11 protein-coding genes and 1 pseudogene are annotated in these 15,890 nt (G+C 72.5%); 8 read left to right on the forward strand and 4 right to left on the reverse strand.

Annotation, left to right across the window (positions count from 1 at the left end; all coding sequences use genetic code 11):
* Nucleotides 1–21: 21 nt before the first annotated feature.
* The gene (locus HNR73_RS06255; protein ID WP_203686922.1) at nucleotides 22–1,044 is read right to left on the reverse strand and encodes a 2-dehydropantoate 2-reductase; all 1,023 of its coding nucleotides are present in this window, start codon (nucleotides 1,042–1,044) and stop codon (nucleotides 22–24) included.
* Between the two features lie 833 nt (nucleotides 1,045–1,877).
* Complete coding sequence (locus HNR73_RS06260) at nucleotides 1,878–3,245, reverse strand: L-serine ammonia-lyase (protein ID WP_184786287.1); 1,368 nt, start codon at nucleotides 3,243–3,245, stop codon at nucleotides 1,878–1,880.
* Nucleotides 3,246–3,475: 230 nt separating this feature from the next.
* Between HNR73_RS06260 and HNR73_RS06265 the strand changes: the two genes are divergently transcribed.
* Nucleotides 3,476–4,669, forward strand: coding sequence for a M20 metallopeptidase family protein (locus HNR73_RS06265; protein ID WP_184786288.1), 1,194 nt, complete (start codon nucleotides 3,476–3,478; stop codon nucleotides 4,667–4,669).
* A 335-nt stretch (nucleotides 4,670–5,004) separates the two neighbouring features.
* Here HNR73_RS06265 and HNR73_RS06270 read toward each other — a convergent pair whose 3' ends face one another.
* The gene (locus HNR73_RS06270) at nucleotides 5,005–5,325 is read right to left on the reverse strand and encodes a PadR family transcriptional regulator (RefSeq protein WP_184786289.1); all 321 of its coding nucleotides are present in this window, start codon (nucleotides 5,323–5,325) and stop codon (nucleotides 5,005–5,007) included.
* Between the two features lie 138 nt (nucleotides 5,326–5,463).
* Between HNR73_RS06270 and HNR73_RS06275 the strand changes: the two genes are divergently transcribed.
* The 4 genes and pseudogenes from HNR73_RS06275 to cydC form a co-directional block, all read left to right on the forward strand.
* Nucleotides 5,464–6,747, forward strand: coding sequence for a cytochrome ubiquinol oxidase subunit I (locus HNR73_RS06275; RefSeq protein WP_184786290.1), 1,284 nt, complete (start codon nucleotides 5,464–5,466; stop codon nucleotides 6,745–6,747).
* Nucleotides 6,748–6,749: 2 nt separating this feature from the next.
* Nucleotides 6,750–7,712 (forward strand): cytochrome d ubiquinol oxidase subunit II, encoded by a 963-nt coding sequence (locus tag HNR73_RS06280; RefSeq protein ID WP_184786291.1) that lies wholly within the window; start codon nucleotides 6,750–6,752, stop codon nucleotides 7,710–7,712.
* Between the two features lie 48 nt (nucleotides 7,713–7,760).
* A complete protein-coding gene (gene cydD, locus HNR73_RS06285; RefSeq protein WP_184786358.1) occupies nucleotides 7,761–9,416 on the forward strand; it encodes a thiol reductant ABC exporter subunit CydD in 1,656 nt (551 codons plus the stop codon).
* A gap of 130 nt (nucleotides 9,417–9,546) precedes the next feature.
* Nucleotides 9,547–11,433 (forward strand): annotated as a pseudogene (gene cydC, locus HNR73_RS06290) (thiol reductant ABC exporter subunit CydC); the annotation flags it as partial.
* A gap of 3 nt (nucleotides 11,434–11,436) precedes the next feature.
* On the opposite strand, the gene HNR73_RS06295 reads toward cydC, so the two are convergent.
* Nucleotides 11,437–11,946, reverse strand: coding sequence for a DUF1453 family protein (locus HNR73_RS06295; protein WP_184786292.1), 510 nt, complete (start codon nucleotides 11,944–11,946; stop codon nucleotides 11,437–11,439).
* Nucleotides 11,947–12,011: 65 nt separating this feature from the next.
* Here HNR73_RS06295 and HNR73_RS06300 point away from each other — a divergent pair, with 65 nt between their 5' ends.
* The 3 genes from HNR73_RS06300 to HNR73_RS06310 all read left to right on the forward strand — a co-directional run bounded on the left by HNR73_RS06300 (nucleotide 12,012) and on the right by HNR73_RS06310 (nucleotide 15,362).
* Nucleotides 12,012–12,638, forward strand: coding sequence for a TetR/AcrR family transcriptional regulator (locus HNR73_RS06300; protein ID WP_184786293.1), 627 nt, complete (start codon nucleotides 12,012–12,014; stop codon nucleotides 12,636–12,638).
* A 58-nt stretch (nucleotides 12,639–12,696) separates the two neighbouring features.
* Complete coding sequence (locus HNR73_RS06305; protein ID WP_184786294.1) at nucleotides 12,697–13,266, forward strand: copper resistance CopC family protein; 570 nt, start codon at nucleotides 12,697–12,699, stop codon at nucleotides 13,264–13,266.
* Nucleotides 13,267–13,331: 65 nt separating this feature from the next.
* The gene (locus HNR73_RS06310; protein ID WP_184786295.1) at nucleotides 13,332–15,362 is read left to right on the forward strand and encodes a bifunctional copper resistance protein CopD/cytochrome c oxidase assembly protein; all 2,031 of its coding nucleotides are present in this window, start codon (nucleotides 13,332–13,334) and stop codon (nucleotides 15,360–15,362) included.
* The last annotated feature ends 528 nt before the right edge of the window (nucleotides 15,363–15,890 follow it).

Genomic DNA, 15,890 nt, shown 5'->3' on the forward strand with positions numbered 1-15,890 from the left:
GCGCGTTCGGCGCGATGCGGCTCACCCGCCGCGGGGGTTCGCCTCCGCGGCCTTGAGCTCGGCGAGCAGGTCGGGTCCCGTCCAGGTTCGGGGCGTGCCGGTGCCTTCGGCCTCGCGGACGAGTTCGGCGAGGCGGGCGTTGACGGGCGCCTCGGCGCCGTGTTTCCCGGCGAGGGCGACGACCTCGCCCTGGAGTTCGGCGATCTCGGTCGGGCGGCCCAGCCGCAGGTCGTCCGACATCGAGGAGCGGGCCTGCGCGTCGACGCGCAGCGTCGAGGCCGCGAGCCGGCGGAACAGTCCGTCGGGCAGGCCGAGGACGGCGGGCATCAGGCCGGGCGGGAGTGGGCCCATCTTCGACGGGCGGATCCCGGCGGCGCGGAAGGCGGCGAGGGCTTCGCGCTGGCAGAGGGCGAGGCAGGCGCGGTAGGCGCGCCGGCCGAGTTGTTCGCGCAGGGGGAGGCCGGAGAGGGCGTTGACGGCGTTGTTGAGGTTCATGAGGAGTTTGGCGTGCTGCACGCCGGGCATGTCGCCGCGCGCTTCGACGTCGAGACCCGCCGACCGCATGGCGGCGACGAGTTCGGCCGAGTGTGGTCCGTCGTCGAACATCAGCCGGCCGGAGGTGCCCTGGTGGAAGGCGGCGGGCGCGGTTCGGGCGACGTTGTAGGGGACCATCCCGGCGAGGACGGTGCGGCCGGGGAGGCCTTCGCGCAGGACGGGGGCGTTGCGGAGGCCGTTCTGGAAGCTGACGACGACGGCGTCGCCGCCCGCCTCGGCCAGTTCGGCGGCGGCGTGCGCGGTCGCGCCGGACTTGACGGTGACCAGGACGTAGTCGGCGCCGGACGCGGCCCCGGCGTCCTGGGCGAGACGGAGGTCGGCGGCGGGCACGTGCGTCTCGGGGCGGCCGCCCCCGGTCAGGGTCAGGCCTTCGGCGCGCAGGGCGTCGAAGACCGACGGACGTCCGATTAACGTGACCTCGGCGACCCCGGCGAGCGTCCCGCCGAGGTGGCAGCCGATGCTCCCCGCGCCGAACACGGCGATCTTCATGCGTTCCTCCTTCGCGGCGGGCCGGGCACCCGTCAGTGGAAGGTATAGCGGTCGACGGGGGCGGCGTCCACCGTGGGTGGAGGGTGGGGACTCGCGCGCGGGCTGGGGTGGGGCTGGGGCGGGGCGGGGGGTGCGGTGGGTGGCGCCCGGCCGGGAACGCGGGCGGACAGCGCCGGGCGGGGCGGGGTGCGGCGAGTGCGGGGGCGGGGGCGGTGGGTGGCGCCCGGCCGGGAACGCGGGCGGACAGCGCCGGGCGGGGCGGGCGGGCGGGGTGAATGCGGATGCAGGTGGAAGCCGGCGCGGGTGTGGCGTCGGGAGGGAGCGGGAGCGCGGCGCCCGGCCGGGAACGGGCGAACGGCGCTGGGCGGGGCGGGCGGGGGCGGTCGAAGACGGCGAGGGCGTGCGTGCTCGCGGCGAAGGCGAAGGCGAGCAAGTCTCACGCCTCCGGTTTTGTCACACCTCGCCCGTATCGTGTTTTTTGGGGCCCCTTTGGGGCGAGTGGGGGGACGCGTTTTCCGTGCGGTCACCCACCGCAGGACGCTGCCCACGTCCGTCAGCGAGCGAAAGCCCGCGACTCCCCCTCGCCGAGCCCGCCGTCGCCGAGCCACCCCGCCGGGAACCCACTCCTTCGCCCACTCACGCCGGGAACCCACTCACGACTCCCCCACGCCGAGCCCGACCTCGCCGAGCCACCCCGCCGGGAACCCGGCACCGGCGGCGGGCCGCAGCCCGATCCCATACCCGGCAGGCGGTCTCGTTCGCGCCGCCCAAACCGGCACAGCGCCGCCCAAACCAGCACAGCGCCGCCCCAACCAGCAGAGCGGCCCGAAATCTCAGCACTCGATGACGTTGACCGCGAGTCCGCCCCGCGCGGTCTCCTTGTACTTGACCTTCATGTCCGCGCCGGTCTCTCGCATCGTCTTGATGACCTTGTCCAGCGACACGTGGTGTTCGCCGTCGCCGCGTAGGGCCATGCGGGCGGCGGTGATCGCCTTGATGGACGCCACGGCGTTGCGTTCGATGCAGGGGATCTGCACGAGGCCGCCGACGGGGTCGCAGGTGAGGCCGAGGTTGTGTTCCATGGCGATCTCGGCGGCGTTCTCGACCTGTGCGGGTGTCCCGCCCATGACTTCGGTGAGTCCGGCGGCGGCCATGGAGCAGGCGGAGCCGACTTCGCCTTGGCAGCCGACTTCGGCGCCGGAGATCGACGCGTTCTCTTTGAACAGCACGCCGATCGCGCCCGCGGTGAGCAGGAAGCGCACGACGCCTTCGTCGCTGGCGCCGGGCACGAATCGCCAGTAGTAGTGGAGTACGGCGGGGACGATCCCGGCGGCGCCGTTCGTGGGGGCGGTGACGACGCGGCCTCCGGCGGCGTTCTCTTCGTTGACGGCGAGCGCGAACAGGGTGACCCAGTCCATGACGCGGAGGGGGTCGGTCGCGTAGATCTCGGCTTGCAGGTCGCGGTGCATGCCGACGGCCCGCCGCGGCACTTTCAGTCCGCCGGGCAGTGTGCCCTCGGTGGTGCAGCCGGTGTGGACGCAGTCGCGCATGACCTGCCAGATGTGCAGGAGTCCGGCGCGCACGTCGGCCTCGCTGCGCCAGGACAGTTCGTTGGCGAGCATGACGCCGCTGATCGGCAGGCCGGTCTCGCGGGTGATGTCGAGCAGGTGCCCGCCGGTCTTGAACGGGTGCGCCACGGGCGTGTCGTCGAGTTTGAGGGGTCCGTCGCCGCCGGTGTCGTTGACGACGAAGCCGCCGCCGACCGAATAGTAGGTCCGTTCGCGCATGACGGAGCCGTCGGCGGCTACCGCGCGGAAGATCATGCCGTTGGGGTGGAACGGGAGGCTCTTGCGGCGGTGCAGGATCAGGTCCCGGCGTTCGTCGAAGTCGACCTCGTGGGTGCCCATCAGGGCGACCCGGCGGGCGACGCGGATCGCGGCGACGCGTTCCCCGACGGTCGCGGTCTCGACGGTCTCGGGGTCTTCGCCCATCAGGCCGAGCAGGACGGCCTTGTCGCTGCCGTGCCCGTGGCCGGTGGCGCCGAGTGAGCCGAACAGTTCGGCGCGGATCCCGTCGACCTGCGCGAGCTGCCCGTCGGCCTTCAATCCGGCGACGAAGGTGTGCGCGGCCCGCATCGGTCCCACCGTGTGGGAACTGGACGGTCCGATGCCGACTTTGAAGAGGTCGAAGACGCTGATCACCACTGCTCCTAGCGGCCGCAGACGCGTGGGACCTCGTCGTCCCACCACGGGCCGCTGCAAGCGTAGACGGCGATCTTGTCCTTTACGGGGTCTCCAGGTGTGGATCGGGTAACGCCGAGATCGGTGATTGGGGGGTTTGTCGCGTCCCAAGAGGGGACCTGGCACCACTGCGCGCGCCCCCGCCCGGCCGCACGCTTGCCCGGTAGACCGAGGACCATCGGAGGTTTCCCATGACCGAGTCCGTCCACCGCCACCCCATCGACCAGGCGGCCGTCGACCGTGCCGCCGCCCGGATCGACGCCGGGCTGCGTGCCCTACGCGACGACATCCACCGCCACCCCGAACTCGCGGGCGCCGAACGCCGGACCGCCGCGACCGTCGCCCGCGCGCTCACCGAGGCCGGTCTGGACGTGACCACCGGCGTCGGCGGGCACGGCGTCGTCGGCGTCCTCAAAGGCGCGCGGCCCGGGCGGACCGTCGCCTATCGCGCCGACATGGACGCCGTCGCATCCGGCGAGCAGTTCCCGGGCGGCGGCGCGACGGCGCACGTGTGCGGGCACGACGTGCACACGACCGTCGGCGTCGGCGTCGCCAAGGTCCTCGCCTCGCTGCGTGAGCGGCTGCGCGGGAAGATCGTGTTCTTCTTCCAGCCCGCCGAGGAGACCCTCGAAGGCGCCCGCGCGATGCTCGCCGCGCGCGTGCTGGAGCGCTACGCGCCCGCCGAGATCCACGCCCTGCACTGCGGGCCGATGCCCGTCGGCGGGATCGCGATCACCCCCGGCAGTGGCCTGCCCGGCCTCGATCGCGGCACGGTCACCCTCACCGGACCCGACGCCGCCGAACGGGCGGGACGGCTGGCCGCCGAGCTCGCCGGATTGTCGACGGTGACGCCGCCGGAGTCGCCCGCCGACCTGGAGCGGCTCGTCGCCGACATCCAGACCCCCGACGGGCCGCTCGCGCGTTTCGTCTGGCTGAACGCGCGGGCGGGCGAGCCCGGCGCGGACGGCCGCGTCGACGTCGGCGTGTTCTACCGCTGCTGGCCCGAGGAGCGGCACGCGGAGGTCCGGGCGGAGGTCGCGCGGCTGGCGGCGCCCTACGGGGACCCGGCCGTCGTCTTCCCCGAGGAACCCTTCCCGGCGCTCGTCTGCGCCGAGCGTGAGGCCCGCGCGCTGGAGCGGCACGTGCTCGCGGCGCTCGGGCCCGACACGGTGAGCGTCGCGCATGCCGCGATGCCCTTCAACGGCGAGGACTTCGCGCTGTTCGCCGACCGGCTGCCGGGCACCTACAGCTATCTGGGCGTGCGCAGGCCGGGCGCGGGCATCGAGACCTCGTCGCCGCATCGGGCGGCGTTCGATCCCGACCCGCGCGCGATCGGCGTCGGGGTGCGGGCGATGGCCGGATGGCTGGCGGCCCGGGCCGCGTAGGAGACGGGAGCGGGGGCGGTCCACCGGACCGCCCCCGCTTTCACGCACCTACTGGATACGTCACCAGTGATGGTGATGATGATGTCCGACGCCGAGCCAGATGCCGATGACGACCAAGAGCCCCATGATGTCCCCCTCTCACTCCGGGGTACATCCTGGCCGATCATGAGATGGTTTCGCGGCATTATGGAGTGATGTCCGTCAATGCACCGAAAAGACCTTCACGTCATCTTCGGGGCGGGTGTCCGGTCTCCGGACGGCGAAACCGACGCGGCCCCGCGAAGACGACCGGATCGCGCGTCACCGCCGACGGACGCGAGCCGGCGGACGCGCCCCTACGCCGTCCCGAGCACCGCGCTGATCGTGTCGCGGAACTCCCGCCACTCCCCGCGCCGGCCCGCGAGGGCCTTCTTGCCCCCGGCCGTCAGGCGGTAGGTCCGGCGGTCGCGTCCGGCCACATTGGACCATTCGCTGCGCAGGTGCCCTTCGCGCTCCAGGCGGCGCAGGGCCGGGTAGACGGTGCCCGTCGGCAGGTCCAGCGTGCCTTCGCTGCGTGCACGCAGGGCCTCGATGATCGCGTAGCCGTGCAGCGGCTCGTCTTCGACCACCGCGAGGATCAGCGCGTCGAGGTGCCCGTGCAGGGAGCTGGCCTTCATAAGTAGCGAGTCTAGTGGTCCACCGGACGTGAGCGCCAGAGCCCTCAGCGTATTCCCAGCTACAGCGCCGGTTGGTAGGTAGGCGCGCGATATGTAGACTGCCAACATGTCGTCTACTCAGGTATCAGGAGGACGGTGATGGAGGCACTCGATCTCGCCCGCCTGCAGTTCGCGGTCACCACCTCGATCCACTGGCTGTTCGTGCTGGTCACGCTCGGCCTGGTCACCTCGCTGCTGTACTTCCAGACGCGCGCGACACTGGCGCGCAAGGAGGAGAAGCGCGAGCTCTACTTCCGCATGACCCGCTTCTGGGGCCTGATGTACGTCATCAACTACGCCCTGGGCATCGCCTCGGGGATCGTGATGGAGTTCCAGTTCGGGACGAGCTGGGCGGGCCTTTCGCACCTCGTCGGCGGCGTCTTCGGCGCGCCCCTCGCGCTGGAGACGATCATCGCCTTCGTCGCCGAGTCGACCTTCCTCGCGCTGTGGATCTTCGGCTGGCACAAGCTGCCCAAGGCCGTCCACCTCGGGCTGATCTACCTCGTGGCGATCACGGCCTACCTGTCGGCGTTCTGGGTGCTGGTCGCCAACGGGTTCATGCAGAACCCGGTCGGCTACGAGATGACGGAAGGGCCTGCGGGGAGGACGGCGGTTCTCACCGACGTCGGCGCCGTCTTCGCCAACCCGTCGACCTGGTGGGCCTTCGTGCACATCGTCGGCGCGGCGATGGCCGCCGGTGGCGTGGTGATCCTCGGTACCGCCGCCTGGCACATCTTCCGTAAGACCGAGGACGCGTTCTTCCTGCGGTCCTTCCGCGTCGGCTTCACCTTCCTCTTCGTCGGCATCGGCTGGGCCTTCGGCACCGGCTGGGCGCAGTACGGCTTCGTCGGCGAGATCCAGCCCATGAAGTCCGCCGACGACGCCGAGATCGGCGCCGTCAACGCCGAACTGGCCGCCCAGTACGGGGCCGGCGACTACCGGCTCGCCGACGGGCTACGCGGAGCCTTCGACTTCATGGCGATGGTCGGCGAGGTCGGCTCGATGGTCCTGCTGCTGGTCGCGCCGATCGTGATCTGGAAACTCGCCGCGAAGATGCGGTGGCTGATGCCGCTGTTCATCGTCTTCGTGCCCTTCCCGTTCCTGGCGGCCGTCGCCGGGTGGGTCTTCCGCGAGGTCGGCCGCCAGCCCTGGGCCGTCTACGGCGTGCAGACGACCGCCGAGGCCTTCGGCGGCGCCACCGTCGGCGGCATGTGGACGTCCTTCATCGGTTTCACCGCCGTGCTCGGCGCGCTGCTGATCACCGCGTGGTGGCTGATGCTGCGCCACGGCCTGCGCGGCCCCCGCGTCGACGTGTGGCAGCCCGACCCGGGCACGCCGGTCGACACGGCCACGAACCTGCTCATTCCCCAAGGGACGAGGTAGCCATGGAGACACTCTGGTACGCCCTGCTCGGGCTGCTGTTCGCCGCGTACTTCGTGCTCGCGGGCGTCGACTACGGCGTCGGGCTGCTGTTCCGGCACCTCGCGCGCGACGACGACGGGCGCCGCCGGGCGCTGGCCGCGGTCGGCCCGTTCTTCCTGGGCAACGAGGTGTGGCTGGTCGCCGCGATCGGCGCGCTGCTGGGCGCGTTCCCGCTGCTGGACGGGAAACTCCTGGGCACGAGCAGCACGCTGCTGGCGGTGCTGTTGTGCGGGCTGGTCGTGTTCACCGCGTGTGTGCAGATCCGCAGCCGGGCGAAGCGGGGGCGCGAGATCTTCGACGTGCTCATCGCGACCGGCGCGCTGGTCACCGTCGTCGGCTGGGGCGCCTTCCTCGGCCAGCTGGTCCAGGGGCTGCACGGGCTGCCGAACTGGTTCTCTCTGCTGTGCGGCCTCGTCTTCGCGATGCTGGTCCTCCTGCACGGCGGGACCTTCCTGGCCCTGCGCGGGACCGATGACGCGCGGGCGAAGGCCTCGGCGGTCGTGACGGCCGGTGTCGCGCCGACGCTGATCGGCGTGGGCGTCGTCGCGGTGGCCGGGTTCTTCACCGCCGGGGCCGTCGAACTGCCCGTGGTGGCCGTCGCCGGGGTCGTCATCTTGGCCGCCGCCGTGCTGTTCGCCGGGCGCTGGACCGCCGCGGGCCGCCGCGGCCGGGCTTTCGCGGCGACGTGCGTCGCGGTCGTGGCGCCGCTGCTGATCGTCGGCTTCGCGCGCCTGCCCTACGGCTACGTCGACGCCGCCGATCCGGTGAACTCGCTCACCGTGACGCAGGGCGCCACGAACGCCGCCGCCTTCGACCTGCTCACCATCGCCGCAGCTCCGATGATTCCGGTGCTCCTCGGCTTCCAGGCGGCGATGTGGTGGCTGTGGCGCAGGCGTGTGTCGTCGTCGACTCCGCTCTTCTACTGAACTTCTACAGGCCGTAGTCTTCGACCCGTGAGACCCGTGGATCCCCGGATGACGCGGCGGCTGCCCGAGCTGCGCCGCTACCTCGCGCTGACGGCCGTCACCGGCGCGGTGACGGCCGCGGCGATCGGCGTGCAGGCCTACGCGCTGTCCGGGGTACTCGCCCGGGCCGTCGACGCGCCCGCCGTGTCGACGCTGCTGAACGGCCTGGCCCTGGTCGCCGCCGCCTTCGGGGTGCGGGCGCTGCTGTCGTGGGCGCACGGCCGCCTGGCCGCGCGCTCCGCCGCCGGCATCAAGGCGCGGTTGCGCGCCGACACCCTCGCGGCCGCCGCCGCGCACGGCCCGCGCTGGCTGCGCGGACGCCGGGGCGGCGAGACGGCGACGCTGGTCACGCGCGGGATCGACGGTCTCGACGCCTACCTCGTCGGCTACCTCCCGCAGCTCATGCTCGGCGCCACCGTGCCGGTCGCCGTGCTGGCGATGCTCTACTTCGCCGACCTCGCCTCGGCGATCATCATCACCGTGACCGTGCCGCTGGTGCCGATCTTCGGGATCCTCGTCGGCTGGCACACCAAGGCCAAGACCGAGAAGCAGTGGAAGCTGCTGTCGCGCCTGGGCGGGCACTTCCTCGACGTCGTCGCGGGCCTGTCGACGCTCAAGATCGCCGGGCGTGCCGGGAAGCAGGCCGAGGCCGTCCGCGACGTCGCCGACCGCTACCGCGGTGCGACGATGGCGACCCTGCGCGTGGCGTTCCTGTCGGCGCTGGTGCTGGAACTGGTCGCGACGGTGTCGGTCGCGCTGGTCGCCGTGCCGATCGGGCTGCGGCTCCAGGCCGGTGACTTCGACCTGCGCATCGCCTTCTTCGTGCTGCTGCTGGCGCCCGAGGCGTTCCTGCCGCTGCGGGCGATGGGGACGCAGTTCCACGCCAGCCAGGAGGGCCTCGCGGCGATGGACGAGGCGCTGACCATCGTGGAGAGCGCCGAAGGGCTGCCCTCCGGTGGCGCGCGGCCCGCCGGGACCTTCGCGACGATCGGGTTCGACGACGTCACCGTCGAGTACCCCGAGAGCGGTGTGAAGGCCCTCGACGGCGCCTCCTTCACCGTGCGAGCCGGGGAGCGCGTCGCCCTGATCGGGCCGAGCGGCGCGGGCAAGTCGACGGTGCTGTCGGTGCTGCTGGGCTTCGTCGCGCCGACCGGCGGGCGCGTCCTCGTCGACGGCGTCGACCTCGCCACGCTCGACGTCGAGGAGTGGCGGCGGCGGATCGGGTGGGTGCCGCAGCGCGCGCACCTGTTCGCCGGAAGCGTCGCCGACAACATCCGCCTGGGCGCCCCCGACGCCGACGACGCGCGGGTGCGGGCCGCGGCCGCGTCGGCCGACGCGGACTTCGTCGACGACCTCCCCGACGGCTACGGCACGCTGCTCGGCGACCGTGGCCTCGGCCTGTCCGCCGGGCAGTCGCGACGCCTCGCCCTGGCCAGGGCCTTCCTGCGCGACGCTCCCCTGCTGCTCATGGACGAACCGACCGCGAGCCTCGACGGCCGCAGCGAGGCCGCCGTCACCGGCGCGACGGCCAGGTTCACCGCCGACGGTTCCCGCACGGCGCTGATCGTTGCCCACCGCCCGGCGATCCTCGACGGCGCCGACCGCGTCCTGCGCGTCGCCGACGGGAAGGTCGCCGAACTGGAGACCGAGGGGAGCGCGCGATGAGGGGCCACGCCACTCCCGCCACCTCGCGCGAGACAACCGCCCGCCCGACTCCCGGTGCCGCGAAGCGGACGGGAAGCGACCGCGCGGACGCACGCCGCTCCCGCACCGTCTCGGCCGAGCCGAAGCGCGCACCGGAGAACCGGACCGCGCACGCCCACCCCCGAGGAGTCCGGCCGTGAGCGAGCTGCGCATCCTCCGGCTCATCCGCCGGCATCTCCCCCGCGTCGCCCTGGCCGGGCTCGTGTCCGTCGCCGCCGAACTGTCCGGCATCGGCCTCATCGCCACCGCGACGTGGCTGCTCGCCCGCGCGGCCGAGCAGCCGCCGATCACCGCGCTGACCGTCGCGATCGTCTCCGTGCGCGCCCTGGCCATCTCGCGCGGCGGGTTCCGCTACCTCGAACGCCTCGCCGGGCACGACGCCGTCCTGCGCGCCCTCGCCGAGCTGCGCTCCCGCGTCTACCGCGCGCTGACGCCGCTGTCGCCCGGCGGTCTGCGCGGGATCCGCGGCGGTGACCTCCTCACGCGCTTCGTCGCCGACGTCGACGCGGTCCAGGACCTGCTCCTGCGCTGCGTCATGCCCGCGCTGACCGCGCTGGTCGTGGCCGGGGCCGTCGTCGTGTTCACCGCGGTCTTCGCCCCGCTCGCCGGGCTGATCGTGCTGCTCGGCGCGGTCGTCGCCGGGGTCCTGCTGCCCTGGCTCGCCGGGAACCTCGCCCGCCGCACGGCCCGCCGGACCGCCCACGCGCGCGCCGAACTGAGCACCGCCACCGTCGACCTCGTACGCGGTGCCGCCGACCTCACCGCCTTCGGCGCCACCGGCCGCGCGGTCGCCGACGCCGGTCGCGTCGCCCGCGACCTGTCCGACGCCGAACGCCGGGGCGCCGCGGGCAACGCGCTCGTCGCGGCCGCCGCGCTGCTCACGCAGGGCCTCACCGTCATCGGCGTGCTCCTCGCGGCGGCGTCGACCGAAGGGATCTCGCCGCTCATGACGGCGGTGCTGCCGCTGACCGCGCTGGCCGCCTTCGAGGTGCTGCTGCCGCTGACCACGGCGGCCCGCCGGCTCCAGGAGGTGCGCGCCAGCGCGACCCGGCTCGCCGCCGTCCTCGACGCCGAACCGCCCGTCGCCGACCCCGCCGAACCGCGCGAGGCACCGTCGGGCCCGGTCACGCTGCGACTGTCGGACGCCCGCCCGAAGATCCCCGCCCGCGAAGGCGAGCGGGAAACCCCGCTCCCCGGCGCCGGTGGCGTCGACCTGGTCCTGCCACCCGGCAGGCGCGTCGCGATCGTCGGCCCGAGCGGTGCCGGAAAGTCGATGCTGCTGGCCGCACTGGTCCGCTTCGTCGACCTCGCGCACGGCGAGGCGACCGTCAACGGCGTGCCGCTCGCCGACCTGCGCGGCGACGACGTCCGCCGACTGGTGTCGGGCGCCCTGTCGGACGCGCACGTCTTCCACGCGACGATCGAGGAGAACCTGCGCATCGCCGGCGAAGGAAGAGCCGTGCGGACCTCAACGCCTCCGGCGACACCCTCCGCACCCGGTCGACTGAGCGGCACGGAAGGAACCACCGACGGCACCGCCGACGACGCCCGCGTCGCCGCCGCGCTCGCCGCGGCCGGGCTCACCGACTGGGTCGCCTCCCTCCCCGATGGCCTGGCCACCGTCGTCGGCGAAGACGGCGACCGCATGTCCGGCGGCCAGCGCCAGCGCCTCATCCTGGCCCGCGCGCTGCTGGGAAACCCGCCGGTCCTGCTCCTCGACGAACCCACCGAGGGCCTCGACCCGCAGACCGCCGACGACGTGCTCGCCGACGTCCTGCGCGCCACCCCCGACCGCAGCGTCGTGCTCGTGACGCACCGCCTGCGCGGCCTCGACGCCGTCGACGAGATCCTCGTCCTGGAGGACGGCCGGGTCACCGAGCGCGGCACGCACGCCGAGCTCGTCGCCGCCGACGGCTACTACGCCGAGTTGTGGGCGGCGCAGCGGCTCGCCGAGGGACGGTACGCCGGGATCGGCTGAGCCTCACCGCCGGTCGATCAGTCCCGACAGCACGCCGCCGTCCTTCTCCGGCGCGAAAGGGAGACCCGTCCGCAGCCCGCGCAGGCCGACCACGACCATCTCACCGAAGAGGCCGACGCCGATCGACAGCGTCATCTGGCGGGCCTCGGCGTGCATGCCACCGACGTGCGTGGCCAGGAAACCCACCCCCGCGTTGACCCCCAGCGAGAGCACCCACACCAGGACGGTCCCGGCGGTGTAGCGCTGCCAGAGGTGCCCTTCGCGCGCGTAGAGGATCGTCGTCGTCCCTCGTACGGCGCCGAGCACGACCCCGACGAGCGCGCCGCCGATGATCCACAGGACGTCGCGGCCGTCGACGATGTCGAGCTTGGTCAGGTGGTAGACGCCGATGCCGAGCAGCACCAGCGGCGGCACGCACAGGTCCCGGGCGTTGAGGGGTTCCCCCCGGAAGCGTTTGACGATCAGCGCGATCACCGCGGCGACGATCACGACGGTCCAGATCCAGCCGCTCATCTCGAAACCTTTCGTAGCACGGTCATGCCAAATAAAGTAGCACGCACATGCTATAAACTCACTCCATGCCCAAGATCGTCGATCCGGAGGAGCGCCGGAAAGCCGTCGTCGACGCGGTGTTCCGGGTCGTGCGCCGCGACGGCGTCGAAGCCGCCTCCCTGCGCAACATCGCCACCGAGGCGGGCCTGGCCATCGGCTCGGTGCGGCACTACTTCACCAGCCACGAAGAACTCATGGTCTTCGCGATGAAGGAGATGGTCGAGCGCGTCTCGGCACGTGTCCTCGCCCACGCCGAGGCCCTGCGCAGGCCGGCGCCGGTCCGCGACCGCGCCGCCCGCGCCGAGGCGCTGCTGCGGGAGTTCCTGCCCGTCGACGACGAGCGCTTCGACGAGACCGTCGTGTGGCTGGAGTTCGTCAAGGCCGCCCGCACCCGCCCGAGCCTCCAGCCGGAGGCGAAACGCCTGCACGACGGCATGCGCATGATCGTCGGGAAGGTCCTCTCCGAGGCCCACCGCAACGGTCGCCTGCGTGAGGGCCTCGACCTGGGCATCGAGACCGAACACCTCGCCGCCCTCCTCGACGGCCTGGCCATGGCCGCGGTGCTCCAGCCGTGGTCGTTCACGCCCGAGAGGGCCGTCGACGTCCTCCACGCGCACCTGGGGACGCTCACGGAGACCGGTTTACCGTTCTGAGCCGCACCGATTCCCGCACCCCGGGAACCTTCCGCCCTCCCCGGACGACCAATCCGCCGTGAAGACTGTCCGGATCCTCGTCACCACTCTCGCCGTCGCCGTCGCGGCCCTGCTGTTGACCGCCGCGCCCGCCTCGGCGCACGCGCAGCTCGTCTCCTCCGACCCGGAGGAGGGCGCCGTCCTCGACGAGGCGCCGGCCGAGGCGGTGCTCGAATTCTCCGAACGCATCGACGCGCCCTCAACCCAGATCGCGCTCACCGACGCCACCGGAACCGTGGTCCCCACCCGGGCGTTCACCGTCGACGGCGTGAACCTGACCCTCCCGCTCACGCTCCCCGCGCCCGGGCCTTACATGATCGGCTACCGGATCGTCTCCGAAGACGGCCACCGCGTCGACGGCAGCATCGCCTTCACCACCCAGAAGGCCACCGAAGGTGCGCAGTCGTCGGCCTCCCCCGACACCTCGAAGGCCCCCGGGCCGACACAGGCCGTCGCGACCGAGACCGCCGACTCCTCCGGCGGGGGAAACTCCACGATCTACTGGATCCTCGGCGGCATCGTCCTGGTCATCGCGATCACCGTCGCGGTCGCCCTCCTGACCCGCCGGAAGCCCGCCGCGCGCCCGTGAGACCCTCGCCGCCCACGCCAACCCCGGCCGACGGCGAGACGCGGCCGGGGCGCAGTATCGAGGACGTGACCGAGGCTCCCGTTCGAGACCAGCCGCGCCCGACCGCCGCCCCGCGCCGCCCGCTGCCCACCCTGCCGCTGGCCGGCGCGCTGGCCGCGGCGGTCGCCGTCGCGGTCGTCGTGCTGCGCCTCGGCGGTGGCGTGAACCTCGTGCCCGTGCCCGGTCTACCCGTCGCCGACCCGGTCGTGGCGTGGATGCTGCCGATGGCGAAGCTCGCCTGCGACCTGTTCGCCGCCGGCACCATCGGCTGCTTCGTCGCCGCCGCCTTCTTCGTCCGCGACGACGAGGGCCGCATCGGGCCCCAGGCCTACCGCTGGCTGCGCGCGGGAGCGCTGTTCGCCGTCGGCTGGGTCGCCGCCGCGCTGATCGTGCTCCCCGCGTCGCTGTCCGACCTGTTCGCGCGGCCCCTCGACGCCGTCACCTTCCAGGGCCTGTGGAGCTTCGTCAGCGACACCGAGAACGGCCTCGCCTACGCCATGACCGCCGGGATCGCGCTGCTCGCCGCGATCGTCGGCGCCCGCACCTTCAGCACGACCGGAGCGGCCTTCGCCGCCGTCCTCGCGCTCGCCGCCGTGCTCCCGCCAGTCTTCACCGGACACTCCGCCTCCGCCGGGAGCCACCAGATCGCCGTCGACTCGATGGTGCTGCACGTCCTCGGCGCCGTCCTGTGGGTCGGCGGGCTCATCGCGCTCCTCCTCGCCAGGCGCGACAAGGCCGACGTCGCCGCCCGCTACAGCAGACTCGCGCTGTTCTGCTTCGCCGCCGTGGCGCTCTCCGGGGTCATCAACGCAGCCACCAGGATCGACAACGCCGGGCACCTCTTCGACACCGCCTACGGCCGCGAACTGCTGTTCAAGGCCGTGGCGCTCGCCGCACTCGGCGCCTTCGGGCTCTGGCACCGGACGCGGACACTGCCCCGGCTCGCCGACGGGAGACCAGGACCCTTCCGCCGCCTCGCCTCCGTCGAAGTCCTCGTCATGGGCGGCACCTTCGGACTCGCCGTGGCCCTCGGCCGCACACCCCCGCCCCCGTCGACCGACGAAGAGACCCTCGCGCGCTCACTGCTCGGCTTCGACATGCCCGCCCCCGCCTCGGCGAAGACGCTGCTGCTGGACTGGTACCCCGAAGTGCTCATCTGCACCATCGCGGCCCTGGCCATCACGGCCTACGTACTCGGCGTGCGAAGGCTCCGCAAACGCGGCGACACCTGGCCGATCACCCGGACGCTGCTCTGGATCGCGGGCTGGGGACTGGCCGTGTTCGTCACCTCGTCGGGCATGGGCCGCTACAGCATGGTGCTGTTCAGCGTCCACATGGTCCAGCACATGAGCATGAACATGCTCGTGCCGATCCTGCTCATGCTTTCGGCGCCCATCACCCTCGCACTCAGGGCGCTGAAACCCGTCAAGGACGGACGCGGCCCACGAGAATGGCTCGTGCTGATCCTGCACAGCAAGGCCGTCAGGTTCGTCTCGAACCCGCTCATCGCGCTCGCGCTCTACGTGGCCAGCCTGTACATGATGTACTTCACCGGCATCTTCGGCTGGGCCATGGCGTCACACGCGGGACACCTGCTCATGCTGGCGCACTTCCTCGCCGTCGGCAGCCTCTTCTTCTGGCTGCTCATCGGGCCCGACCCCGCCCCACGCGAAGTGCCGTACCCGGCACGGATCCTGATGCTCTTCGTCGCCGTGGCCTTCCACGCGATCTTCGGACTGACCATCATGCAGTCCACCGACCTGCTCGCCGCCGACTGGTACACGGCCATCGCCCGCCCCTGGGGGGACACCCCGCTCGAAGACCAGCGCGCCGGCGGCGGCATCGCCTGGGCATTCGGCGAGGCGCCGAGCCTGGTCGTGCTCATCGCACTGCTGATCCAGTGGAGCAAGAGCGAAGACCGCGAAGGACGAAGACTCGACCGAGCCGCGAAGCGAGCCGAAGAGACGGGACGGCCCGAGGAGGACCCGCACGAGGTGTACAACGCGTACCTGGCGGAACTGGCGGAGCAGGACAGGAAGGCGGGGTTGCGGGAGTAGGGGGCGGGCGTGCGGGCGGCCGCGCAGCGGCGCAGCCACGCAGCCACGCAGCCACGCAGCCACGCAGCCACGCAGCGGTGATTGCAACCCACGCCTGCGTTCGTGCTCGCGGTGGGGGGCGCAGTCGCTGGGAAGTGGTAGGTGCGTTGGGGGTGTGGGGTTTCGGCGAGGACATGTGTTCTTGACGCGGGAGGCGCGAGGCATCGCCGAAACCGCGTTCGCTGTGCCTGTGCTCGCCGGGCCTGTGCTCGCTGTGCCTGCGTTCGCTGTGCTTGCGTTCGCTGTGCCCGCGCTCGTCGTGTGTCCTGTCGCTGACCGAGACCACTCCTGCGTCAGGGCGTGGGGGTGGTGTTGACCTCGCGGTGTGTTCCCGCGTTCCCCGGGACGCCATACCCACCACACGACCCGCAACCCTCGGGAGCCAAGCCCCTGGGGTCGCGCGCAGCGCGACACACCCCAGGGCGTCTACCTGTGTCTCCGTCGCTTCGGCCATTGATTGGACGACATGAAGGTTCTGGGGCTGTCAAG

The organism is Phytomonospora endophytica, from assembly GCF_014202425.1.
Classification (GTDB): domain Bacteria; phylum Actinomycetota; class Actinomycetes; order Mycobacteriales; family Micromonosporaceae; genus Phytomonospora; species Phytomonospora endophytica.

What these genes read in the sequence shown, in the direction of transcription:
- HNR73_RS06255 (WP_203686922.1), bottom strand. Translation starts at nt 1,044, where the DNA reads ATGAAGATCGCCGTGTTCGGCGCGGGGAGCATCGGCTGCCACCTCGGC.
- HNR73_RS06265 (WP_184786288.1), top strand. Translation starts at nt 3,476, where the DNA reads ATGACCGAGTCCGTCCACCGCCACCCCATCGACCAGGCGGCCGTCGAC.
- HNR73_RS06270 (WP_184786289.1), bottom strand. Translation starts at nt 5,325, where the DNA reads ATGAAGGCCAGCTCCCTGCACGGGCACCTCGACGCGCTGATCCTCGCG.
- HNR73_RS06275 (WP_184786290.1), top strand. Translation starts at nt 5,464, where the DNA reads ATGGAGGCACTCGATCTCGCCCGCCTGCAGTTCGCGGTCACCACCTCG.
- HNR73_RS06280 (WP_184786291.1), top strand. Translation starts at nt 6,750, where the DNA reads ATGGAGACACTCTGGTACGCCCTGCTCGGGCTGCTGTTCGCCGCGTAC.
- cydD (WP_184786358.1), top strand. Translation starts at nt 7,761, where the DNA reads ATGACGCGGCGGCTGCCCGAGCTGCGCCGCTACCTCGCGCTGACGGCC.
- HNR73_RS06295 (WP_184786292.1), bottom strand. Translation starts at nt 11,946, where the DNA reads ATGAGCGGCTGGATCTGGACCGTCGTGATCGTCGCCGCGGTGATCGCG.
- HNR73_RS06300 (WP_184786293.1), top strand. Translation starts at nt 12,012, where the DNA reads ATGCCCAAGATCGTCGATCCGGAGGAGCGCCGGAAAGCCGTCGTCGAC.